This window comes from Paenibacillus sp. J5, assembly GCF_054955055.1.
This window is the reverse complement of the sequence record NZ_JBUEDD010000013.1, coordinates 159,817-182,518: the sequence shown is the minus strand read 5'-3', so window position 1 is coordinate 182,518 and position 22,702 is coordinate 159,817. Positions and strand designations below refer to the sequence as shown.

At 55.2% G+C, this 22,702-nt stretch carries 21 protein-coding genes; 17 read left to right on the top strand and 4 right to left on the bottom strand.

All coding sequences use genetic code 11. The annotated features are described in order from the left end of the window. Nucleotides 1–39 precede the first annotated feature (39 nt). The 7 genes from ACY1JZ_RS22330 (at nt 40) to ACY1JZ_RS22300 (ending at nt 9,426) form a co-directional block, all read left to right on the top strand. Nucleotides 40–531 carry a CcdC family protein gene (locus tag ACY1JZ_RS22330; protein WP_462630987.1) on the top strand — a complete coding sequence of 164 codons (492 nt, stop codon included), beginning with the start codon at nt 40–42 and terminating at the stop codon, nt 529–531. A 170-nt stretch (nt 532–701) separates the two neighbouring features. Beyond that, nucleotides 702–1,472 carry a phosphoribosylformimino-5-aminoimidazole carboxamide ribotide isomerase gene (gene hisA, locus ACY1JZ_RS22325; RefSeq protein ID WP_270170268.1) on the top strand — a complete coding sequence of 257 codons (771 nt, stop codon included), beginning with the start codon at nt 702–704 and terminating at the stop codon, nt 1,470–1,472. A gap of 37 nt (nt 1,473–1,509) precedes the next feature. Further along, nucleotides 1,510–4,347, top strand: a complete 2,838-nt coding sequence (locus ACY1JZ_RS22320; protein ID WP_462630986.1) for a 2-oxoglutarate dehydrogenase E1 component — start codon at nt 1,510–1,512, stop codon at nt 4,345–4,347. A gap of 18 nt (nt 4,348–4,365) precedes the next feature. After that, nucleotides 4,366–5,601, top strand: a complete 1,236-nt coding sequence (gene odhB / locus ACY1JZ_RS22315; protein ID WP_462630985.1) for a 2-oxoglutarate dehydrogenase complex dihydrolipoyllysine-residue succinyltransferase — start codon at nt 4,366–4,368, stop codon at nt 5,599–5,601. Nucleotides 5,602–5,711: 110 nt separating this feature from the next. Beyond that, nucleotides 5,712–6,203, top strand: coding sequence for a DNA-deoxyinosine glycosylase (locus ACY1JZ_RS22310; RefSeq protein WP_462630984.1), 492 nt, complete (start codon nt 5,712–5,714; stop codon nt 6,201–6,203). Between the two features lie 76 nt (nt 6,204–6,279). Beyond that, nucleotides 6,280–6,954 carry an SOS response-associated peptidase gene (locus ACY1JZ_RS22305; protein ID WP_270170275.1) on the top strand — a complete coding sequence of 225 codons (675 nt, stop codon included), beginning with the start codon at nt 6,280–6,282 and terminating at the stop codon, nt 6,952–6,954. Between the two features lie 327 nt (nt 6,955–7,281). Beyond that, complete coding sequence (locus ACY1JZ_RS22300) at nt 7,282–9,426, top strand: DNA topoisomerase III (RefSeq protein WP_462630983.1); 2,145 nt, start codon at nt 7,282–7,284, stop codon at nt 9,424–9,426. Nucleotides 9,427–9,517: 91 nt separating this feature from the next. Here ACY1JZ_RS22300 and ACY1JZ_RS22295 read toward each other — a convergent pair whose 3' ends face one another. Then, nucleotides 9,518–10,153 carry a TraX family protein gene (locus ACY1JZ_RS22295; protein ID WP_462630982.1) on the bottom strand — a complete coding sequence of 212 codons (636 nt, stop codon included), beginning with the start codon at nt 10,151–10,153 and terminating at the stop codon, nt 9,518–9,520. Between the two features lie 345 nt (nt 10,154–10,498). Here ACY1JZ_RS22295 and ACY1JZ_RS22290 point away from each other — a divergent pair, with 345 nt between their 5' ends. The 3 genes from ACY1JZ_RS22290 to ACY1JZ_RS22280 all read left to right on the top strand — a co-directional run bounded on the left by ACY1JZ_RS22290 (nt 10,499) and on the right by ACY1JZ_RS22280 (nt 12,824). Further along, nucleotides 10,499–10,966, top strand: a complete 468-nt coding sequence (locus ACY1JZ_RS22290) for a GyrI-like domain-containing protein (RefSeq protein ID WP_270170280.1) — start codon at nt 10,499–10,501, stop codon at nt 10,964–10,966. Nucleotides 10,967–10,980: 14 nt separating this feature from the next. Continuing rightward, complete coding sequence (locus ACY1JZ_RS22285) at nt 10,981–11,538, top strand: GNAT family N-acetyltransferase (RefSeq protein WP_270170282.1); 558 nt, start codon at nt 10,981–10,983, stop codon at nt 11,536–11,538. A gap of 158 nt (nt 11,539–11,696) precedes the next feature. After that, a complete protein-coding gene (locus tag ACY1JZ_RS22280; protein ID WP_270170284.1) occupies nt 11,697–12,824 on the top strand; it encodes a glycosyltransferase family 4 protein in 1,128 nt (375 codons plus the stop codon). A 170-nt stretch (nt 12,825–12,994) separates the two neighbouring features. On the opposite strand, the gene ACY1JZ_RS22275 is transcribed toward ACY1JZ_RS22280, so the two are convergent. Then, nucleotides 12,995–13,831 carry an SDR family NAD(P)-dependent oxidoreductase gene (locus ACY1JZ_RS22275; RefSeq protein WP_462630981.1) on the bottom strand — a complete coding sequence of 279 codons (837 nt, stop codon included), beginning with the start codon at nt 13,829–13,831 and terminating at the stop codon, nt 12,995–12,997. A gap of 157 nt (nt 13,832–13,988) precedes the next feature. On the opposite strand from ACY1JZ_RS22275, the gene ACY1JZ_RS22270 reads away from it, so the two are divergent. Continuing rightward, complete coding sequence (locus tag ACY1JZ_RS22270; RefSeq protein WP_462630980.1) at nt 13,989–14,411, top strand: MerR family transcriptional regulator; 423 nt, start codon at nt 13,989–13,991, stop codon at nt 14,409–14,411. A gap of 27 nt (nt 14,412–14,438) precedes the next feature. Here the strand turns inward: ACY1JZ_RS22270 and ACY1JZ_RS22265 are convergent, their stop codons facing one another. Both ACY1JZ_RS22265 and ACY1JZ_RS22260 read right to left on the bottom strand, forming a co-directional pair. Further along, nucleotides 14,439–15,461 (bottom strand): YkvI family membrane protein, encoded by a 1,023-nt coding sequence (locus tag ACY1JZ_RS22265; protein WP_270170290.1) that lies wholly within the window; start codon nt 15,459–15,461, stop codon nt 14,439–14,441. A 263-nt stretch (nt 15,462–15,724) separates the two neighbouring features. Continuing rightward, nucleotides 15,725–16,474: a hypothetical protein gene (locus ACY1JZ_RS22260; RefSeq protein WP_462630979.1), complete on the bottom strand. Its 750-nt coding sequence runs from the start codon at nt 16,472–16,474 to the stop codon at nt 15,725–15,727. A 249-nt stretch (nt 16,475–16,723) separates the two neighbouring features. Between ACY1JZ_RS22260 and ACY1JZ_RS22255 the strand changes: the two genes are divergently transcribed. The 6 genes from ACY1JZ_RS22255 (at nt 16,724) to ACY1JZ_RS22230 (ending at nt 22,702) form a co-directional block, all read left to right on the top strand. Further along, a complete protein-coding gene (locus tag ACY1JZ_RS22255; RefSeq protein ID WP_270170294.1) occupies nt 16,724–17,293 on the top strand; it encodes a xanthine phosphoribosyltransferase in 570 nt (189 codons plus the stop codon). Between the two features lie 135 nt (nt 17,294–17,428). After that, the gene (locus ACY1JZ_RS22250; protein ID WP_270170296.1) at nt 17,429–17,755 is read left to right on the top strand and encodes a hypothetical protein; all 327 of its coding nucleotides are present in this window, start codon (nt 17,429–17,431) and stop codon (nt 17,753–17,755) included. Nucleotides 17,756–17,915: 160 nt separating this feature from the next. After that, a complete protein-coding gene (locus tag ACY1JZ_RS22245) occupies nt 17,916–18,128 on the top strand; it encodes a hypothetical protein (RefSeq protein ID WP_462630978.1) in 213 nt (70 codons plus the stop codon). Nucleotides 18,129–18,289: 161 nt separating this feature from the next. Beyond that, on the top strand, nt 18,290–20,119 hold the full coding sequence (locus ACY1JZ_RS22240; protein ID WP_462630977.1) for a sensor histidine kinase: 1,830 nt from the start codon (nt 18,290–18,292) through the stop codon (nt 20,117–20,119). Next, complete coding sequence (locus ACY1JZ_RS22235; protein ID WP_462630976.1) at nt 20,094–21,653, top strand: response regulator transcription factor; 1,560 nt, start codon at nt 20,094–20,096, stop codon at nt 21,651–21,653. Before ACY1JZ_RS22240 ends, ACY1JZ_RS22235 begins: the two co-directional genes overlap by 26 nt. Nucleotides 21,654–21,784: 131 nt before the next feature. Beyond that, nucleotides 21,785–22,702, top strand: coding sequence for a carbohydrate ABC transporter permease (locus ACY1JZ_RS22230; protein WP_270170304.1), 918 nt, complete (start codon nt 21,785–21,787; stop codon nt 22,700–22,702).

Genomic DNA, 22,702 nt, shown 5'->3' with positions numbered 1-22,702 from the left:
TGATTTCAGCCAGTCTATCGTGTCGGAGGGTGTTCGCCGTTGCTACAGTCTTTTACGCTGCTGCAGGTCGGTTCAGTTGTGATGTCGCTGCTCGCAGGGACGGCATTAATGATATTGAGGGTGAGAGCGGCACGCAGGCCGACTACGCTCAAGAAGATTATTATGCCGCCGATCGGGATGGCGACCGGATTTGTCATGTTCGCATTGCCGGCTATGCATATTCCATGGCTGTGGGCCATATCGGCGTGGGGGACGGGGCTGCTGATCTTCGCCTTTCCGCTGATCGTGACGACCCGGATGGAGCGAAGGGAGCATGACATCTACGTCATCCGCTCCAAAGCCTTCATCTTCATCATGGTCTCGCTGCTGCTCGCGAGGCTGACGATGCATGGCATGGTGGAGAAATATTTGTCCATCGCCCAGACAGGAGCGCTGTTCTTCCTGCTGGCCTTCGGGATGATTGTTCCGTGGCGGCTGGCGATGATCAGCGAGTATGTGAGGCTGCGCAATTACACGGACAGCTCGGCCTGAGGGCAGAGCCGCATGTATCCTATGTCGAATTTAGATCGAACGAATCTCAATTCAATATTTGTTTCCGGTTTCAATACCATAGTATAATTTATTAGTGTGAGGTAGTTGTGAATTTTGAGTTAAGAAATTGTGGACAATTGTAAAATGAAGGCCATGAGGAGTAGAATCCAGTGAAATTCAGACCGTGCATTGATTTGCACCAAGGGAAGGTCAAACAAATCGTCGGCGAGACGCTGAATTCGGACACCCGCAAGGTAGTCGAGAATTTCGTCTCCGACCTGAGTCCTGCTCATTATGCCGCCATGTTCAGAGAGGATCGCTTGACCGGTGGTCATGTGATCATGCTGGGCGGGGGTAATGAGGAGGCAGCCGCATCTGCGCTGAGGGAGTACCCTGGGGGCTTGCAGATCGGCGGAGGGATCACGGCGGAGAACGCGCACACGTATCTGGAATACGGCGCTTCCCATGTGATCGTAACCTCCTATATTTTCCGAGATGGCCGGCTGGACGAGGAGCGTCTGCGCCGCATCGTCTCCGAGGTGGGCAAGGATCGGCTCGTCATTGATCTGAGCTGCAAGGAGAAGGATGGACGCTGGTATGTTGTGACGAACCAGTGGAAGACGTTCAGCGACTTCGAGCTTCAGCCATCGAGTATTCAATATTTGGAGCAGTACTGCGATGAGTTTCTGGTTCATGCGGTAGATGTTGAGGGCAAGCGCACCGGGGTTCAGGAGGAGCTGGCATCCAGGCTGGCGAACTGGACGAGTATCCCGACGACCTATGCAGGCGGAGCTCGCTCGTTGTCTGATCTGGAGCGGTTCGCAGAGCTGACAGGCAACAAACTGGATATTACCATCGGAAGCGCGCTGGACATTTTCGGCGGGGACCTTTCGTATGCCAAGGTGGTTGAACATTGCGGCCGCCAGGGTATGAATGATTGAGTTGGATGACAATATGCAATTCTGGAGGGTTATGGGAATGACGACCATAAGCAGTACACAGTCGCCTTGGCACAATTACGCAGGACCCAATCTGGGCTATATTCATGATCAGTATGAACTGTTTCTTGATGATCCCGCATCGGTGGACCCGGCGTATCGAACGCTGTTTGAGCAGTGGGGAGAGCCGCCGCTGGAGGCTGAGGATGCACAGGCAGCGCCTCTTGCGCAACGCGAAGGGGTTATTTCGTTTGATCAGATGGAAAAGCTTGTTGCAGCCAGCAAGTATGTATCCAATATCCGTACTTATGGACATTTGGCAGCGAAGCTTGATCCGCTGGAGCTGGCGCCGAAGACTGAGGATGACCGGATGCTCAAGCCGGAGAATTATAAACTGACCAAGCTGGATCTGATGGGGCTGCCGGGCGAGCTGATCTGGGAGAATGCCAAGGGCACGAAGCAGACGGGCCTGGACGCTGTTGAGAAGCTGCTGGAGATCTATACGGGCACGACAGCCTATGAATTTGACCATATTCATGTTCAGGCGGAGCGCGAGTGGCTGACCAAGAATATCGAGGTAGCCGCCAAGCAGACTCGTCTGAGCCGCGAAGAGCAGATCAACCTGCTGGATCGGCTCGTGCAGACCGAGCAATTCGAACATTTTCTTCATCGCACGTTCCTCGGCCAGAAACGGTTCTCCGTAGAAGGCTTGGAGGTTCTTATTCCTATGCTTGATGAACTGGTGCGCAATCATTCTGAATCGGGCGCATCGGATATTCTGATGGGGATGGCGCATCGCGGTCGCTTGAATGTGTTGACTCATGTGCTGGGCAAGCCGTACAGCAAGATTTTTGCAGAATTCCAGCACGGCTCGAACAAGGAGTTCATGCCGCCTGAGGACCCGAGCGGCAAGACAGGCGACGTGAAATACCATCTGGGCGCGCAGCGTACCATTACGAACAGCAGCGGGCAGCAGACACGCATCACGCTGGCGAACAACCCAAGCCATCTGGAGTATGTCAATCCAGTTGTAGAGGGCTTCGGCCGCGCCGCGCAGGAGGATCGCACCCAGCCGGGCTATCCGAAGCGTGACGAGGACAAGGCAGCGGTCGTGCTGATGCATGGCGATTCCGCCTTCCCTGGCGAAGGCATCGTGCCAGAGACGTTGAATTTTGACCGTCTGCCGGGCTTCCGCAATGGTGGAACGATCCATATCATCGTCAATAACCGGATCGGCTTCACGACCGAGAGCATCGATTCGCGCTCCACACGCTACGCCAGCGATGTCGCCAAAGGCTTCGACATTCCGATCGTTCACGTGAATGGTGATGATCCGGAGGCGTGCATCGCGGCGATTCGCCTGGCTTGCGAATATCGCAAGGAATTCAAGAAGGACTTCGTCATTGACCTGATTGGCTATCGTCGCTACGGTCATAATGAGATGGATGATCCACAGCCGACTCAGCCGCTCATGTATGACAAGATGCGCAACCATCCATCGGCTCCGAATGTCTATTCTGCCGCGCTGGTAGGTCGCGGAGTCATCGGTGAGGATGTTCTGCCGCAGCTCAAGCAGAAGATCATCAGCAAGATGGAGGAAGCCTATGAGCAGGTGAAGAACCTGAAGGCTGATAAGACAGCCCAAGCTGCTCCTGCTGATGTTCCAGGCTGGATCGAGCCGCAGACAGGCGTTGAGCTGGAGCAACTGAAGGATATTAATGAGCGTCTGCTGGAGCGTCCGGGATCGTTCACGCCGTATTCGAAGCTTGCGAACATCCTGCAGCGCCGCTCCGGTGCGCTGGACGAGGGCAAGAAGGTCGACTGGGCACTGGCGGAGACGCTGGCCTTTGCGACCATCCTGGCGGACGGGACTCCGATCCGCATCACCGGTCAGGATGCCGAGCGTGCGACATTCGCTCATCGCAACCTGGTGCTGCATGACAGCAAGACGGGCGCGCTGTATTGTCCGCTGCACCACCTGCCGCAAGCGCGGGCATCGTTCGCTATCCATAACAGTCCGTTGTCCGAGGCGGGCGTGCTTGGTTTTGAATATGGCTACAACGTGTTCGCACCAGAGACCATGAACATCTGGGAGGCGCAATACGGCGATTTCACCAACGTGGCACAAGTGCTGATCGACCAGTTCATTTCCTCTGCCAGAGAGAAATGGTCGCAGAAGTCGTCGCTGGTCATGCTGCTGCCGCATAGCTACGAAGGACAGGGGCCAGAGCATTCCAGCGCCCGTCCAGAGCGCTTCCTGCAGCAGTCCGCACAAGGCAACTGGACCGTTGCGAACCTGACCAGCGCTGCTCAATATTTCCACCTGCTGCGTAGGCAGGCGAAGATTGTTGGCACGGAGCAGGCGCGTCCGCTGATCGTTATGGCGCCTAAGAGCCTGATCCGCCATCCGCGTGTCGCTTCGACAGGCACGGAGCTGAGCGACGGCAAGTTCCATACAGTGCTGGAGCAGCCAGGTCTTGGCGGTACGCCGGATAAGGTACAGCGCGTCATTCTGTGTACCGGCAAGGTAGCTATCGACCTGGATGATGCGATTACGAATGCTGGCGATCAGGACTTCTCCTGGCTGCATATTATCCGGGTAGAGCAGCTCTATCCGTTCCCTAAGGAAGAGATCGAGAGCATCCTGTCCCGTTACGGGAAGGTGAAGGAGATCGTCTGGGTGCAAGAGGAGCCGGAAAATATGGGGGCTTGGCGCTATATTCAGCCGCATCTGCAGAAGCTGGCGCCGAAGAAGATCGAAGTGGATTACATTGGGCGCCCAGAGCGTTCCAGCCCAGCCACAGGATACAATACCGTTCATGCCCATGAGCAGCAGCAGATTATTTCCGCAGCTCTGAAACTGAAGCAGGATAACTAATAGGGGGGCAACAACACAATGTTTGAAGTTAAAGTTCCGCAAGCTGGTGAATCCATTACTGAAGCGACGATTTCGCAATGGCTCGTTAAGGAAGGCGACGCAGTCAATGCCGGGGACATCCTGTTCGAGCTAGAGACGGATAAGGTAAACATGGAGGTAACTGCTGAGGCTAGCGGAGTCGTGTCCAGCATTTTGCGCCAAAGCGGCGAAAACGTCAAGGTAGGCGAGATTGTCGCACACATCGGAGTCAGCGGCGCAGCGGCAGTACCCGCTTCGCAGCCGCAAGCGGCGGCTCCGGCTCAGGAGGCTGCTCCATCTGCACCGGCAGCGCCGGCAGCAGCAGCGGTTGCTCCGTCCGCGCCAGCGACTGAGCCTGCGGCTATTCATGCCAGCCCTTCGGCACGCAAGCTGGCACGGGAGAAGGGAATTGATCTGAATCAGGCACTGGGCAGAGTCGGCGCAAGCGATGTTGCTGCTGTAACATCCGCACCAGCGGCTCCAGTGGCGCCTGCCGCTCCTGCTGCAGCAGCGGCAGCAGCACCGGTTGAAGACAAGACGGTGGAGCGTGTGCGGATGTCCAGACGGAGACAGACGATCGCCAAGCGTCTCGTTGAGGCACAACAGACAGCCGCGATGCTGACGACCTTCAATGAAGTCGATATGACGGCGATTATGGATGTGCGCAAGCGTCGTAAGCAATCCTTCACGGAGAAGCATGACATTGGCCTCGGCTTCATGTCCTTCTTCACCAAGGCGGTAATCGGCGCGCTCAAGCAGTTCCCGCTGCTGAACGCCCAGATTGAAGGCGAAGACATCCTGATTCATAAGCGTTACGATATTGGTATTGCTGTATCGGCGAAGGAAGGGCTGGTTGTACCGGTCGTTAGAGACGCTGACCGTCTCGGCTTTGCCGGAATCGAGAAGGAGATTGCCTCGCTGGCACAGAAGGCGCGTGCGAATTCGCTGTCGCTGTCCGATCTGCAAGGCGGAACCTTCACGATTACGAACGGCGGCATCTTCGGCTCGCTGCTGTCGACTCCGATTCTGAATGCTCCACAGGTGGGTATCCTGGGAATGCACAAGATTCAGATTCGTCCAGTGGCGATTGATAACGAGCGCATGGAGAACCGTCCGATGATGTACATTGCTCTCTCCTACGATCACCGCATCGTGGATGGCAGCGAGGCGGTACGCTTCCTGGTTGCAGTGAAGGAGATGCTCGAGGACCCAGAATCGCTGCTTCTGGAAGGCTAATCGATAATCAATACAGAGTGAACTCGGAAGAGGCTTGTCATCCCTGCATGGGATGGCGAGCCTCTCTTGCCTATATAGGAAGCGTGGATAATGACAAGGAGGTGTGAGAGATGAAGCTTGAAGGGTTTGCGCCTGTAGCGGACGAGAACTCCAGCGTGCTGCTTCTTGGCTCGATGCCATCGGAGGAATCGTTGCGCAGGGGACAGTATTACGGCAATCCGCGCAATCATCTGTGGCCGCTCCTGTTCCAGTTGTTTGAGCGCGAGCTGCCGGACGATTACGGGCAGCGGCTGCAACTGCTTAGAGAGCAGGGTATAGCGCTGTGGGATGTGCTGGCCAGGTGCAAGCGCAAGGGAAGTCTGGATGCCCATATCCGCGAGGAGGAGGCTAATGATTTCGCCGCCTTTTACGAGCGGTATCCTGCCATTCGTACCGTAATCTTCAATGGCGCCAAGGCGGAGGAGCTGTATCGCAAGCTGGTAGGGCTGGAGGAGGGGCGAACCTACCTGCGGCTGCCGTCCACAAGCCCTGTGCCGACTGCGGTCTACCGGAGAATGGAGGATAAGCTGGAGGCTTGGCGTGTGGTGACACAGCTCGTGTGATCTGGGAAAATGGTGCATAGAATCGGGCCACCCTACAAATAATGGAGGTTAAATGCCAGCAAAGGTGGTCTATGCTATGTGTGATCGATTTTCGCTTACGGCTCCATCCAAGCAATTGCAGGAGAAGTACCGCATCGCGGCACTTCATGCAGATTACAAGCCGCGTTACAATATTTCGCCCACTCAATCCATTCCGATTATTATCCATTCCGAAGGGGAGCGCCAGCTGGTGGAGGCAAGATGGGGCTTATTCCCGTATTGGGCAAGAGATTCGGTGAATGCGGACTTCGGCTCCATCAGCGGCAAAAAAATATTTGACCGCATCGTCAAGCGCCAGCGCTGTCTCATTCCATGCAGCGGATTTTATGGCTGGCGCACAGAGGGCAAGGAGCAGCAGGCCTTCCATATTGTCATGCGGGAGCAGCAGGTATTTGCGATGGCCGGACTATATGAGATGCGGGTGGACCCCCGCGGCAAGCTGCACCGCAGTTGCACCATTGTCACGGCCATGGCCAATCCGGTCGTCTCCTCGTATCATCATCGTATGCCGGCGATCATGGATGATGAGGAGCAGACGAGCTGGCTTGACCCTGCGATGACCGACCGCTATGTGCTGGAGAATCATATCTATTCCTATCCGGCATCTGCCATGCGCGCCTATGCGGTAACGCCGCTGTCGCATAATGAGGAGCTGGAGGCGCCGGAATTAATCGAAGAATTCGCGCCGACGCTGCGGCTGTTGAAGGAATAAGAGCCCCCGAAGCTGTAGGCCGACCATATATGATCCCACCGTCCGTTGCAAGGCGGTGGGATTTTGCATGGCGCTGGGGCGTGCTGCGTTACGCTGGCTTGTTGCACCCCCTGTCCCCTGTACATCTGCGAGAGAGTGCGTTGTCCATGAAGGCAGCGCACTGACAAGCAGCGCCCGAAGGGTTATAATGGTAAGATGTCGCGCTACTATAGAAGGTTTTGGCGCGGCGCTATCGAGTACGGGCAAAAATCTAAGGTGGTCTCTCTTGATTCCGTCTACGGATGAGATTCTAGCAGGCCACCTTGGCAGGAGAGGTGTTAGAGTCATATGAAATCATTGGTGCTGGCCGAGAAGCCGAGTGTTGCCAGGGAGCTGGCTCGGGTGCTGGGCTGCGGACAGAAGCAGAAGGCATCCTATGAAGGGCCGCAATATGTCGTCACATGGGCGCTGGGTCATCTGGTCACGTTGGCGGAGCCAGAGGATTATGATACGAAGTACAAAACATGGAATCTGGAGGATCTGCCGCTGCTGCCGGAGCGGATGAATCTGAAGGTGATGAAGGAAACCTCGCAGCAATTTCGCCAGGTGGCGCAGCTATGCAAGCGGCAGGATATTAAGGAGCTGATCATCGCGACAGACGCCGGGCGTGAAGGGGAGCTGGTTGCCCGCTGGATCATGGAGCTGGTGAAATGGCGCAAGCCGTACAAGCGGCTGTGGATTTCCTCCCAGACAGACAAAGCGATCAAGGAGGGCTTTCAGCAGCTTCGCCCAGGCAAGGAGTATGATAATCTGTATGCTTCTGCGGTGTGCCGGGCCGAAGCGGACTGGCTGATTGGGCTTAATGTAACGCGGGCGCTGACCTGCAAATACAATGCGCAGCTAGCAGCCGGACGTGTACAGACACCGACGCTGGCGATGATGATGGAGCGCGAGGAGGAGATCACGGGCTTTCAGTCGAAGCCGTACTGGACGATTACGGCGGATGTCGGTGGCTTCCAGGCGATCTGGCGGGAGAAGGAAGGGCATGATGGACGGTTGTGGGACAAGGAGCGAGCCGAGCAGCTCGCAGCGAAGCTGCAGCAGTCGCGGGCCAGCGTACATAAGCTCAAGACCGCTGACAAGTCCGAGCCTCAGCCGCTCGCCTATGATCTGACAGAGCTGCAGCGGGATGCGAACAAGCGGCTGGGCTTCTCGGCGAAGCAGACCTCCAGCGTGCTGCAGCGTCTGTACGAGCAGCATAAGCTGGTCACCTATCCCCGCACAGACTCCAGATACTTGACCAGCGATATGGCGCCGACGCTCAAGGGGCGGCTGGAGAGCATCGCGGTCGGTCCTTACGCGCCGCTGGCACGCCGATTGCTCAAGCAGCCGCTGCGTATCACACGGCGGATTGTGGATGACAGCAAGGTAACGGATCACCATGCGATTATTCCAACGGAGCAGTACGTCAACCTGAGCGCACTCAGCAATGAAGAACGCCGGTTGTATGATCTGATCGTGAAGCGGTTCATCGCGCTCTTTTACCCGGAATACCGCTATGCGGAGACAAGTGTCGTCATTCAGGCCGGTTCTGAGCTGCTCTTTGCCAAGGGCAAGATCGCCAAGGATGCAGGCTGGAAGGAAGTATACGGCAGCCCGTCCTACAGCGATGAAGACGAGGAGGAGCAGCCGCAGCAGGAGGAGCAAGCCGCAGCGCAGCAGAACCTGCCGGAGCTGTCTATGAACCAGCCGCTAGCTATCAAGAGCGCCCGTATTCGCGAGCTGCGCACCTTGCCGCCGCCGCGCTATACCGAGGCATCCCTGCTCGGGGTGATGGAGAAGAATGGGCTGGGCACACCAGCTACACGCGCCGATATTATCGAGAAGCTGCTCGGGACGGATACAATTGAGCGCCAGGGCAATCGGCTCGTCCCGACAGGGAAGGGCAAGCAGTTGATCGAGCTGGTGGTAGACGAGCTCAAGAGCTCCGGCTTGACCGCGCAGTGGGAGCAGGAGCTGGAGCGTATCGCCAAGGGCAAGGGCAACCCGCAGCGGTTCATGGAGGGCATCCGCCAGCAGACCGTGGCCTGGGTTGGACAGGTTAAGCGCGAGACGAAGGAATACAAGCCGCATAACTTGACCCATTCACGCTGTCCGCAGTGCAGCAAGCCGCTGATGGAGGTCAAGAGCAAGCGCGGCAAGTCGCTGGTCTGCTCCGATCGGGAATGCGACTATCGGCGCGCTGCGGAGCCGCGGCTGTCGAACAAGCGCTGTCCGCAGTGCAGGAAGAAGATGGAGATTCATGAGGGCAAGAATGGCAAGTACGCGCAGTGCCGTCCGTGCAATTTCGTCGAGAAGCTCGATGGGGAGAAGGGCGGCAAGGTGCATCGCCGCGATCAGCAGCGGCTCATCCAGCAGTTCAGCGACAATGAGAAGTTGAACTCAGGATTGGCGGATGCGCTCAAGGCCGCATTGCAGCAGCAGGACAAGTAGCCGCCAGCCCGCCCGGAGCGCGGCATGCAGACGGGGCTCAGAGCAGATGGAGCTCGGAGCAGGCTAGGCCAGGTGAACCATGCACCGAAGACTAACCCGCAGCGAGCATGATCTCGCGCACCAGGCCCAGGGCGATGAGATGGGCCGGATAGAAGCTCAGCCATAGCAGACGCGGCACACGCACCTTGTCGAGAGACCGGTAGAGCTGGGGAGTATACAGCAGCGTAGCGGTAGACAGCAGGCTGAACATTTGGATGGCCCAGCCCTTCTCTACGGCGACAGCGACATTGAGCAGCAGATGGAGCAGCAGTTGCCACTCCCCCCGCGTATAGCGGTAGATCAGCACGAGCGCGAGTCCGTAATATCCATAATCGAACTGGAGCAGCTCCAGCAGCAGCGCGGCGCTGGCAATCGTGCCGAGTACGGCTGCGGGGTGCTTGAACCGGTCGAGAGACAGCAGCGCAAGCAGGCAGACGAGCAGGGCAGCGACCACATTCACGCCGTCATCTAACAGTGCCCACTGGTATGGCAGTTGGGATACGGCGGCGAGAATCGCAAGGCGCAGCAGATAACGGGGCATGTTGGAGGTATGGTAATAGCCGCGCACCAGCGCAAAGGCATATAGCGGGAACGAGAGACGACCCAGGATGCGCAGGAAGCTCTCCTCCGGGTAAAAGATGACGCCGATATGGTCGATCAGCATCGTGAGCATGGCGATAATCTGCATATGTATTCCACCTGTCTTTTATGCTTTGTGGCACAAGGGGGGAGCTTTGCCTCATGATTCGCAGCCGCCGCTCACGCCTCAAGGCTCATATTTCTCCCCTGGTTCGACTGCCGAGGGCAAGATTGCCCTGACCGGGAGACGATCAAGCCGTTCTCCCTATCATACTGTGCCAGCTATCCCTGCTGCAACCAGGCATGAAGCCTCAGGAATAGGAGAGGCAGGCAACAAATCACTTGCGAAATGAGACCCATTATGAGTACAATGACTGTTAGACAAAGCCTTAGGGCTTGTGTCGTGCAGCGCTGAAGAGCCATTGAGCTGAACAAAAGCCGGGGGGATTGCGTCATGGACAATTGTATGTTGGTCACCAAGCCGTCGCTTCATTTGGCAGGAATCAGCCATTCCGGCCCGTATTCCAGCTTTCCTGATGATGTCATTGCGCTGCGGGATGAGTTTCTCTCACGCCGTCATGAGCTGAGCGGCAACCAAAAATCAACAGCGCTTATTTGTCCGTATTACGGCAATGAAGTGTTTGCCACGTATTGGGTATGCTATGAGGTCAGCATGCTGGAGCTAACACCGCAGGATATGGTGCAGTTCACCATACCAGGGCATACGTATGCGATGGTTAGCTGTACGACACAACGATTTGGCGAAGGCTACAAGCAACTGCTGGAGTGGATGAAGGAGCAGGGCTTGAGCAAGCTGGACGAGGCGGTCGCCATCGAGATCTACCACTTTGATGAGCGTCTGGAGGAAGGGCTGGTCGAGATTCTGATTCCTGTGGAGACGGGCGCGTCATCTCGGAAGTAAGGGAGGGGACGCCTATGCCGCACCTGATCGGAGAGCGGATTCGGCTTCGTGAATACCGTAGGGAGGATCTGCTGTCGATGAGGCGATGGGTCAATGATCCATTGATTACATGCCATCTATCGGATACGTTTTTGTACCCGCAGACCATTCAGGATACCGAGGCGTTTATTGAGGGGGTCATAGAAGGTGGGGATACCCACCGAGGCTTCATTATTGCGCACCGCGACACCGAAGATTATATTGGGCAGATCGATCTGTTCGAGCTGGATTGGAAAAATCGGACGGCGGAGCTGGGCATTGTTATCGGCAACCGTGTGAATCAGGGCAAGGGCTACGGCACGGAGGCCGTTCGGCTGCTGATCCAGTTCGCCTTACATAGTATGAATCTGAATCGTATTCAACTGGAAGTGAACGAGGATAATGGAAGTGCGATCCGCTGCTACGAGAAATGCGGCTTTGCACACGAGGGGCGTCTTCGGCAACGGATTTACCGCAACGGGCGTTATCACGATCTGCTCATCATGGCGGTGCTGCGAGATGAATATGAACAGCGGCAGGTGCAGCAGGCGTAGTTCACGTCCGGTTGCACCCTTGCGCGTTCCTTTCCATTCTCGATCCGCCGCGTCATGTCGCCAAGCCGCGGCAGCGTCCTGGCACGGCGAAGGGATAAGGTCAGGCTCTCCGTTGCTGCGTATACTGTGTTATATTCATTCAGAATGGAGGCGAAGCGTTGAATATATTGCAAGCATTATTTTTCCCGCCCGAGCAGCCGGGAGGGGTGTCCTCCATGATACCTTATATTCAAGAACGGTTCATTCAGATGAACTGGCAGATGGAGCTGTTCTCCATCCCTAAGCGAGTCAGGGGAAAAGGTCAGGAGGAGGTGATGTTCGACACCTTCGATGTCCAGCAGTTCGCCGGCAATGAGACGATCGGCAAATACTTGCAGACCCTTAGGGATTATGTGTGGTGGACAAAGCTGAGGATTCATAAAAGCTATGATCTGATTCATGCCCACCATCCGATTGCGGCGCTCGTAATGAAGCAACTGTTCCCGGATACGCCTGTGCTGATGACGATCCATTCCAGCTATGAGCGGGAGCTGATTCTCAATGGACGCATCGCCGAGGGCGGGCCTGAGCATCAATTTCTAACCTTGATCTATGGAGAGCTGGAAGCGAAGATGGATGGCCTGCTGACCGTATCAGAGTCATTCCGCTCCTACTTATCTCCCTACCTGAAGCACCCGGAGAGCATTCATGTCATTCCGAACGGCTTCGATGAGAAGCGATTCCGGCCGATCTCCCATGAGAACGAGATTCCGCAGCTCATTACGGTCTGCCGACTCGTCCCTGCCAAGGGATTGGATATACTGCTTCAGGCCTGTGCTGAATTGAAGCGTCGCGGCAAGCCATTCGTCCTTCATATTATCGGGGATGGGCCGATCCGCGAGGAGCTGGAGCAACTGGCTATCTCCCTGGGATTGTATGATGAAATTATATTTTATGGTTATATGCTTCACCCGGAGGAGTTCATGCCGTTCTTCGATATATTCGTCTTACCCTCCCGAGCGGAGGCATTCGGTTCTGTGTTCGCGGAGGCGGCGCTCTGTCTGCTTGCTCTTGTCGGTACCCGTGTTGGCGGCATCGCCGAGCAGATCGATCATGGTGTGAACGGATTGCTCGTTCCGCCTGAAGACCCGCTGGCCTTGAGTGATGCGCTGGAGCTGCTGGTGTCTGATCCGGTGTATCGCTACAATCTGGCGCGATCGGGCTGGAACAAGGCGAAGCAGGTCTACTCGCTGCAGCGGGTAATTGCAGAGCTGAGGCGAGTATACCGCTCGTATATTCCTGTGTGAGCCATTTCTGTCGGCTGATAGCGCTGCGGCTATTACCCGCGTGTATACTGGGGAGGCCATGACCTCATACGCAGCAGAGCCTGTCCCCTAAGGCCACAAGGGCAAAGGGCTGGATGAGAAAAACGTGAGTTCTCCGTCCAGCCTTTTGGCATGTCTGCTGTAACAGGCAGCTAATATTCTTGGCGGTAGATGTCATCCACTCGTGCCAGCACTTCGGCTCCCAGCTCTGCGAATTTCAATGTAGCCGGTGCGCCCTTCGTCAGGTAGGCTCCGCTGGGAACGAGATTATGCGTGGTAAGGGCCGCCTCGTAGAGCAAGCCTGCTCCTGTAGACGGGTCGGGAAAGAGCAGCTTCATGACAGGTCTCAGAAAGAAAGGCAGTCCCCCCCGATTTTTAGAGTTCATCGTGTTATTGCCGCCCGGATCGACGCTGAGCAGAGTGATTCCCTCTTGATCGAATAGCTGTGGTCCCGCCTCCTGCGTCCATAACGACATCGCGAGCTTAGTCGCGGCGTAAGGCCCAAACAATTTGCGGAACGAAGCAGGCCGCTCTAGCTCCAGGACATGAAACTGACGAAGGGTGGCGAACGCATTCGTAGACGTGTTAATGACCTTACGATGCTCCCCGCGCCTGAGGAGTTCTTTCAACTCCATCATGATCAGGTACGGCGCGACCGTCTGCAGCTCATAATGGAGCTCGCGTCCTTGCGGAGAGTAACGAATCTCGGGCAGACTACCGCCGGCATTGTTGAAGATCAGATCGAGATGGGATTCCTGGGCAAGAATGAGCTCAAGCGCTTGTCTTAATTGTTGGAAATCTGCCAGATCCGCACGATATTCCCTCAGTCTCTGTTCCCTTGCCGCTATCTGGAGAATCGGATCGTCCACAGGGAACGCCGAGCGATTCAGACCGATCACCTGCCACTTCTCGCTTAACAGCCTGCGTGTTAACGCCAAACCGATCCCGCTGCTTGCACCTGTAATCAAAGCGATGTTGTTCCCGTTCATATTGCTTCTCCCTCCTGTCGGCTTACTTGGCCTTCCCACAGTCTACAAGCTGGAGTCGACTTCAAGTCAAGAGCCGACGTGCAGGAATTGACTTGGAGCTGGCTCCAGCTTGTATAATGGAGACATGACAGGAACAGAACAATGGGGGGATAGGATCATGAGCGAAGAACAGACTTATACGATCAGAGAGGCTTCCGAAGAAACCGGGCTTTCCACGGATACGATTCGATACTATGAGAAGATCGGTCTGCTGACGTATGCCAAGCGGAAGCCGAACAGCCATCGTCTGTATCGTGCTGAGGATCTGGAGACGATGCGGATGATCGCTTGCTATAAGAAGACAGGTCTTTCCCTGGAAAGTATGAAGCCCTTTCTTACCCTCCGGCGGGATGAGCCGATAACCGATTACCCGGAATTGGTTGAGCTGGCGGAGAAGCACAAGCGCCACATCGAGCAGCAGATCGCTTCACTGCAGCAGATTATCGTCTTTCTGGAAAGGCGGCTGTTGCCGGGTGGGATCGGTTCGGAATCTGGGAGCTGTACTCTGGCGGAACCGCCCAAAGGACGGCCGCCTGCCTAACCTTGATTGCTTAGCAGCTTTCGCGGCCTAGCGCTTGACGATCAGCACCAGCCATCCCAGGCTGATCAGTCCGAACAACGGGTACAGCGTAGAGAGCAGGATGCCAAAGCCGAGCTGACTGAGCAGATAACTGATGAACAGGATGGAGAGGACAATCCAATGCTGTGCGATCCCTAGGCGTTCATGCAGTTGCAGGGTCAGACCGTATACATTAGCGATCAAGGTCGTGAAGATTTCGGAGAAGATCAGGAAGATGTAGATCCACTGGATGCCCTGTCCGAACTGCTTGGCTATGCCGGCCATCGGGATGGCATATTGGGTGATGCCCGGCATGTTGGCGGATAGTGTAATATGTCCGACCAGCAGCATGAAGCCGATGCCGATCCCGCCGATCCATGCACCGCCGATAATCAACCGGCGATCCTTCACCTTCGCGCCGAGGGGCACGAGCACGGTCTGCGCCATCGACAGATTGAAGGCGGTGTATAGGAACGGCGACATCCAGGCTCCCAGCCAGGAGTGGTCATTGACCAGCTCCAGCCAGCGGGTGGAGGTCGGCAGGGGGATCGTTTTGAATAGTAAAATAAAGGTGAATAGCAGCATGGCGGGCACAACGATCGAGTTGACAGCGAGAATGGCGGACAAGCCCTTGCGCAGCAGCATATAGCAAGCGGCCAGCGTAATCACAAGTCCGGTCTGATAGGATATATTCAGATGCTCGGAGAAGATCGAACCTGCTCCGGCGAGCATAACGCCGGTTACACCCAGCAGAACCACGATCATAAACAGGCTTACCAGCCGTCCCAGCCGCTCCCCGAATAAGGCAATATTCAAGTCCTCATAGGACACAGCGGATATATCGGCAGCCAGCAGCATCATCTTGGCTCCGAGCCAGATGAACAGCCCGGCGACGAGCAGGATGGTGAACATGCTGATAAAGCCGAAGCGGGTGAAAAATTGCAATATTTCCTGGCCGCTGGCGAAGCCAGCGCCGACGACTGTACCCATAAAGGTGAGGCCGATGCCAAGCATGGTGCCAAGCTTTCGCATTTCCTATTCCCTCCTTGGTCTCCCTTCTATCAGCCTATGTCGCCATATGGACAAGGATGACAGTTAGTTCAGCATGAGGAGGGAATGCAGTCCCTGTATGCTTAGATGGCTACATATGGACACAATAAAGCACCCGCGCTGTGGCAGGCTGTTGCGCAGAACAGCTTGCCACAGTGCGGGTGCTAGTGGACGAGTAAGGATGCTAGCCTCTAAAGGCAGGGGAATACGTCATTGCAGTCGTGCCATCCGCTGCACAGGCGCGGCTAGCTGTTGACAAATAGCTTGATGGAGAGCACCTCATTGCTCTGCGGATCAAGATCAAGCTTCAGGAACGCTCCTTCAGCCTTATAACCTAGCGTATACGTATTATGATTGGATGGCTTGCCGAGCGCCTTGACCGCATCTTCGCTGGATTGCCCGATACGCAAGCCGTTGAGCCCGGTCTTCACCTTGTCACCGTATACCTCGATGAACTTGACCTTGTACTTGCCATCATAGCCGACCGAGAAGCCGTCGTATTCGTTGATATTCAGCGTTTCCTTCTGATCCTCGGTAGAGAATTCATCCTGAGGCTTGCCATATTGCGCGATAACGGTGTCCTGAGCGTCGCCAATCGAGATGCCGAGCAGCAGCGGTGCCTTGGCGTCCCAGGCTTTGGACGATTCCGTCTTCACCTTGCCGCCGGTTGCCGTCTCTCCTGTACCGGGAGACTTGGCGCTATTGTCCGGCGGGGTAATCAGCGAGGCCGTCTCGTTGTCCTCGGCGGGCTGATTGTCATACGTCTGCTGCGGGCTCTGCTCCTGCGGGTCTGCTTGCTCGCTGTGCCCGCTGTCGTCTGGCTCAGCCACATTGCCCTTGGTTTCTTGTGCGTGTGAATCTACCTTCTGCTCGGAGCCTGCGTCCGCCGTCTGCACGCTCTTGCCCGGCTGCGCCGTCGGCGCTTCCTTGGAGCAGCCAGCAGCCAGTGCGAGCAGCAGGCATGCGGATAGCAGCAGAAGCCTGGATGATTTCATGAGCAGATCCCTCCTTATTGTGTGATCTTCGTCTTGCCCGTTGATGACATAACAACACGATGCCAAGGGAGCTTGGCACTCTGTATATGATACTTAGACGGATAACTTGATAAAAAGTTTCATGGTATTCGCTATTAATCGGCGATTTGCAATAATTTAGCGCCAGAGGCGGCGAAGCAGTTGCGAAAAGTGGTCATTGTATGGTACTTTAACGAAAAGAATCGTAGGAATTGAAGGGAACGTGAACACATGGATATTTTAAAAGACAGAATTCTTCGTGAAGCATCGGTTCTATCAAACGATGTGCTCAAGCTGGACGGACTGCTTAATCATCAGGTGGACCCTGAGCTGACGATGCAGATGGGGCAGGAATTTGCCCGCCGCTTTGCGGAGGAGAACATTACCAAGATCATCACAGTGGAGTCCTCCGGTATCCCGGTTGCCTTCTCGACTGCGCTGACCTTGAATGTTCCGCTGCTCTTTGCCCGCCGCAAGAAAACATTGATCAATGAACCCGATGCGCTCACGGAACGGGTCCCTTCGTTTACCAAAGGCATCGTTACCGATATTATGGTCTCGCGCCAGTATCTTTCACCTGAGGATCGCGTATTGTTTATTGATGATATTATCGCCAATGGCGACGCTGCCCGCGGCCTGATCAAGATTATCGAGCGCTCTGGCGCCCAACTGGCGGGTGTGGGGATCGTCGTGGAGAAAACCTTCCAGGCTGGCGGCCGCGCTATTCGCGAGCAGGGCTATCGCGTGGAATCGCTGGTGCGCATCGCCTCGCTTGATGGCGGTACAATTACTTTTGCATAATGTCGTGTTTCTGAAGGGGACGTTCCGCGTCCCCGCTCGGCCAAGCTCGCGGTTTTTCCATTCATTCCGCTCTTTCCACCGCGGGAGTTTTCCTCTATAATAACAAATAAGTGGCTGAAAGGGAGGCAGAAGGATATGGATAAATTGGAAGTCATGCCAGAATTTTTTCATACTCAATTGTCCGATGCCAAAATTCATTTCGAGCGTGCACTCGATTGCAAACATACCGAGTTCGACACTCTGTATCCGTATATGATTGAGCATCCACAATTTTTCTGGTACAAACGTTATGTCGCCTGGTCGGAGCTATTGACGGTTGTTAAGCTATGTGAGCAGTTGAACATCCCGTGGCGCGATAAATTCACCGAGAAACAGAGTGAATACATCGCTCAGCGAGTGATGTCGTCGCGGGTGCTGGATGAATGGTACGAGACGAATGACTCCAAGGAGCATGTTGGTTAATGACTGTCGTTTCGTTGCAGGTAGTTGTATAGGATTCAACGGAAGAGACCTCGAAGCCCGGATGGGACCACGGGTCTCTTTGTTTCTACGCGGAACGAAGCTTAGCCCGTCAAGGACGGCGGCAGCCGTTTACGCTTGTCAACGAAGGAGCGGGATGAGAATGATATCAGATGAGCATCTGGATGCCTTTCGCCAAGATGGCGCGATGGTCAGAGTCGTGCGGGACCAACTGGAGGAGAATGATGTGATTGGCATCGTCGTCGCATGGGATACGGATCAGGTGATGATACGTAAAGCGAACCGGCGGATTGTAAAGCTGAGCCGAGCCCATCATTATGAGCTTGCATCAGAGGAACGCAGCGATCCGTTCTAATACGGTCACCAATCAGGAAGCCAGCTTATGAGCCTTTGCTCACAGGCTGGTTTTTTGCCGCTGTGAAGAGGCGGGGGGCTTCATGTGTGCGGCTATGATGGGGAAGTATCACGGGCTGCCGTATGCGGGATACTGTTACGAAGAGAAGCGGGGGAATAGACATGTTTTACTCACTAAAAAACCGGCTCATGGCCTTCTTTATTTTGCTGCTTGTTCTCTCGTTCGGCACGATGTCGCTGCTGCTGTTCAATGAAGCGCGCGCACTGGTTCGCAGCTATATTGAATCGTCAGCGCTGGAGAAGATGGACCAATACGGCTCCTTTGTCCAGATGGCGCTGACCCAAATCTATGACTTGTCCTCCTTCGTCTTCAACAGCGAGATGACGAAGGAATGGGATCGCACGCTATCGGACGCACAGCGGGGCAGCGGGGACAAGATGCTCGCGAATCTGGCACTGAGCCAATTCCTGACGCAGGCGACGAACAACTACTCGGGCGTATCGTCTGTCACGATATACCGACGGGATGGACTATGGATCGGCGCCGAGAATCAGGTTGTATCCGACCCCTCGTTTCTGAGTGAGCCGTGGTATACCGGATTTCTCAAGCATAGCGAGCGCTGGGTATCCGCCCATACGGACCAGGTGGAGGCTAATTATTCGCGATCGTATCAGGTCGTCAGCTTGCTGATGCCGATCGGCACGTTTGAGCCGTCGAAGGCGCGGAATGTAATGAAGGTCAATGTCAGCTCAGATTTTTTACTGGAGCCGCTAAATCGGATTCATCTGGGTGAAAGCGGAAACATTTATCTATTGGATCAGGAGGGACGCCCTGTTCTGCCACAGGACGGGTTTGACCGGTATCCAGAGGCGGCGGACAAGCTGAAGAAGGTTATTGCTTCGTCAACGAAGCAGGGGGTTGAATATGTGCAGAATCATCGGGGACAGACGGATATTCTTGTCTACAAGAAGCTGACCAAGAATAACTGGCTGCTCGCCGGCTTCGTGTCAGAGGAGGATCTGTATGCGAATTTGTCGCGGCTGCGCAGCAGCATGACGATCCTTGCTACCGTTCTGCTGGTAGCCGCGATCGTACTGGCGACCTGGCTCGCCTACAGTATTACCAAGCCGCTCTCACGACTGGTATCCGCCATGCGGCAGGTGCAAAAGGGGGAGTTTGCCAATGCGGAGCAGCTCATCCCTGAGCAGCAGGTAATCCGCCACGAGGTCGATTATGCAACCTCGACCTTCCGCCAGATGGTGCAGCAATTGCGCAGTCATATTCAGACGGAATTCGAGCTGAAGCTTCTGCGGCAGCAAGCGGAGTATAAGGCTCTTCTGCTCCAGATTAATCCTCATTTCCTGTTTAATACGCTGGAGCTGCTTAGCAGTCTGGCTATACAGGGAAAGACGAAGCCTACAGTCCGCATCATTGAAGCCTTGGGCAAAATGCTCCGCTTCTCCTTGCGGATCAGTGAGGATTTAATCCCGCTTAGGGAGGAGCTGACGTACATTCGCCATTATGTAAGCATCCTGCAAATCCGGTTTGGCGAGCGTCTTGATCTGACGATCCAGGAGGAGGGTGAGCTGGAGCAACTGGAGATAGCAAAGTTTATATTGCAGCCGTTGATCGAGAATGCGGTCAAGTATGGCTTTGCAGAGCAAATGGAAGCGAAGGTCGTTATAACCATCCGCCGGGAGGGCGGGCGTCTGCGCCTGATCGTCACGGATAATGGATCAGGCATGTCCGCACAGCGATTGGCTGAGCTGACTACGAATAAAGGGGCGATAGAGATGGATCAAATTTTGCGCAGCAAATCCAAGCAGATCGGACTTCGCAATGTGCTGGCACGCTGCCAGCTTTATTATGGCTCATTGTTCGAATATACGATTCAATCGAGGGATAGTGGCCCAGAGCGCGGAACGATGATTGAGCTGATCGTACCCGTACAAAGGAGGACGCAGGATGTACCGCGTATTGATCGTGGATGATGAACCGGAAATCCGTCAAGGACTTCGCCTGAAGGCAGACTGGGCTGAGCTTGGGCTGACTGTGGCGGGAGAGGCGGGCAATGGCAGTGAGGCGATGGAATGGCTGGAGCGGCATACCGCTCAGATCGTGATTACAGATATGAATATGCCCATTATGAACGGGGTCTCCTTTCTGGAGACATGCAGCGGCCGCTATCCAGATATAAGGCTAATCGTGATTACAGGCTATGAGGATTTCAATTATGCCCGGGCAGCGGTGCGTCATCAGGCACGAGATTATCTGCTCAAGCCGGTCTCAAGCTCTGAGCTGACAGGGGTTCTGATGAAGGTTGTACAGGAGCTGGATCAGGCGCGCACGACTGTAGACCAGCAGAGTGTGCTGGAATGGCGGCTCTCGGAGTATTACAAGGAGATGAAGGAGCATTGTATTCTCCAGCTCGTCAAGGAGGGGCTGGTCTATGAGCAGGCCATGCTGGAACGGTCGAGGCGCTTCGACCTGGAGCCATGGCAGGAAACTCCGGTGCGGTTTATAACAGCAGGGCTGCTGGAGCGGGATCATGAGCCAGAGCAAGAGCGTTCGGCTCACAAGCTGCGCCTGCCCTTTGAGCTGCTCTGTCGAGAACTGGCCGCTACGGCAGTGGACTGGGGCGATGTCCACGTCTTTCGAGATGCCAATTACCCGGGATTGATGCACTACATTATTCAGGAGGCGGCAGGAGCGGCAGAGGGATTCAGCAATCTGCTGCGAGCGTGTATCGTGAACAACCTGGGGCTCGTGCCCACCATCGCATATAGCGAAGTCAGGACAGGCTTTGGCGAATGGAAGGAGGGGTATATGTCGGCTCTGTTAGCCTGGAATTTATCCCATAGCGACCAGCGCCATGAGACGAATATGCTGACTGAGGACACTGCCAGACAGCTAAGGCGGCATCTGGCTCATGGCGAGCTGGAGCCGTTCCGGCGGGTGGTCGTCAAGGAGCTGGAGACGGTATATAGCCAATCGCGGCCAGGCTTTGTGAAGCTGGTGCTGCAGCTATATTTGCTGCTGGATCATGCCGCTTATGGGAAGGGACTGGAGATGGGCAGCGGGAGCCAGCTTTGGCTTAGGCCGGAGCGTGTATGGGAGTTTAATACCCCGGCGAAGGCAGAGCAATTCATTAGCGAATTGGCGGAGAAGATTATCCGTCATGGACGCGAGGACAAGGAGGAGCCGGACTCATCCGCGATCCGCGAGGCGAAGCGGTTTATTGATGAGAATTACATGTATGATCTGACGCTGACGATGCTGGCGGAGCGTTATCGTTATCATCCGACCTATTTCTCGGAGATGTTCAAGGCCCAGGCGGGCACCAGCTTTATTCACTATGTCACGGATATTCGAATGAAGCATGCGGTACGCCTGCTTGAGGAGACAGAGCTAGGCCTTGGGGATATCGCCGAGCTGACGGGGTTCTCCAATGCCAGTTATTTTAGCTCCAAATTCAAAAAGCGGTACGGCCTATCGCCGTCGGAATATAGAAATTCGCGGCAGTAAGCAGGGGATCGACCAGCAACCCGAAAAAAACGATAATGAACATCCGAAAAGATCGTATTCAGCCTCGACCTTCTTGCCTCTACAATAGAGCTATACAGAAGCTAGTTCTACAAGATAAGGAGGAGAGTGCGATGCAAGCTGCACGCAGACGGTCGCTTGACAGCCATAACAAGACGGCGTATCTGTTTTTACTACCATGGCTGGTCGGCTTTGTCGGCCTGACGCTCGGGCCAATGCTCGGTTCGTTGTATTTATCCCTGACCAAGTTTAATTTGCTGAATCCCCCTGTGTGGCTAGGACTGGACAATTACGCGAGCATTTTCAGCCAGGACCCGACCTTTACAAGCTCTCTGTCGCTCACCTTTACGTATGTGCTGGTGTCCGTACCGCTGCGCCTGGCCTTCGCGCTCATGGTCGCGCTGGCGCTGAACAAGGGGATTCGGGCGCTTGGCCTGTACAGAACGGTCTATTATATTCCGTCTCTGCTGGGCGGCAGTGTGGCGATTGCGATTGTATGGCGCAACATCTTTGACGGAGACGGTCTGGTTAATCAGGCGCTGGCCTGGTTCGGAATTGAAGGGCCGGCCTGGATCGCTCACCCGGATTATATTTTGTCCACCATTATTACGCTGTCTGTATGGCAATTCGGCTCGGCGATGGTGATTTTTCTGGCAGGACTCAAGCAGGTTCCCGCCGATCTGTACGAAGCAGCGCAGGTCGATGGCGCAGGGAAGACGAGGCAATTTTTCCGCATTACGCTGCCGATGCTGACGCCGGTTATTTTCTTCAACCTGGTGATGAGCATTATTAATTCCTTTCAGGTTTTTACGCCAGGCTTTGTTATTGGAGACGGACGCGGGGGGCCGCTGAACGCTACGATGTTCTATACGCTGTATCTCTATATGAAAGGGTTCTCATTCTTTGATATGGGGTATGCCTCTGCGCTGGCCTGGCTTATGCTCCTGATTATCAGCTTTTTTACCGTCATTGTATTTCTGACCTCCAAATATTGGGTGTTCTATGGTGACGGCAAGGAAGGGGGGCGGTAG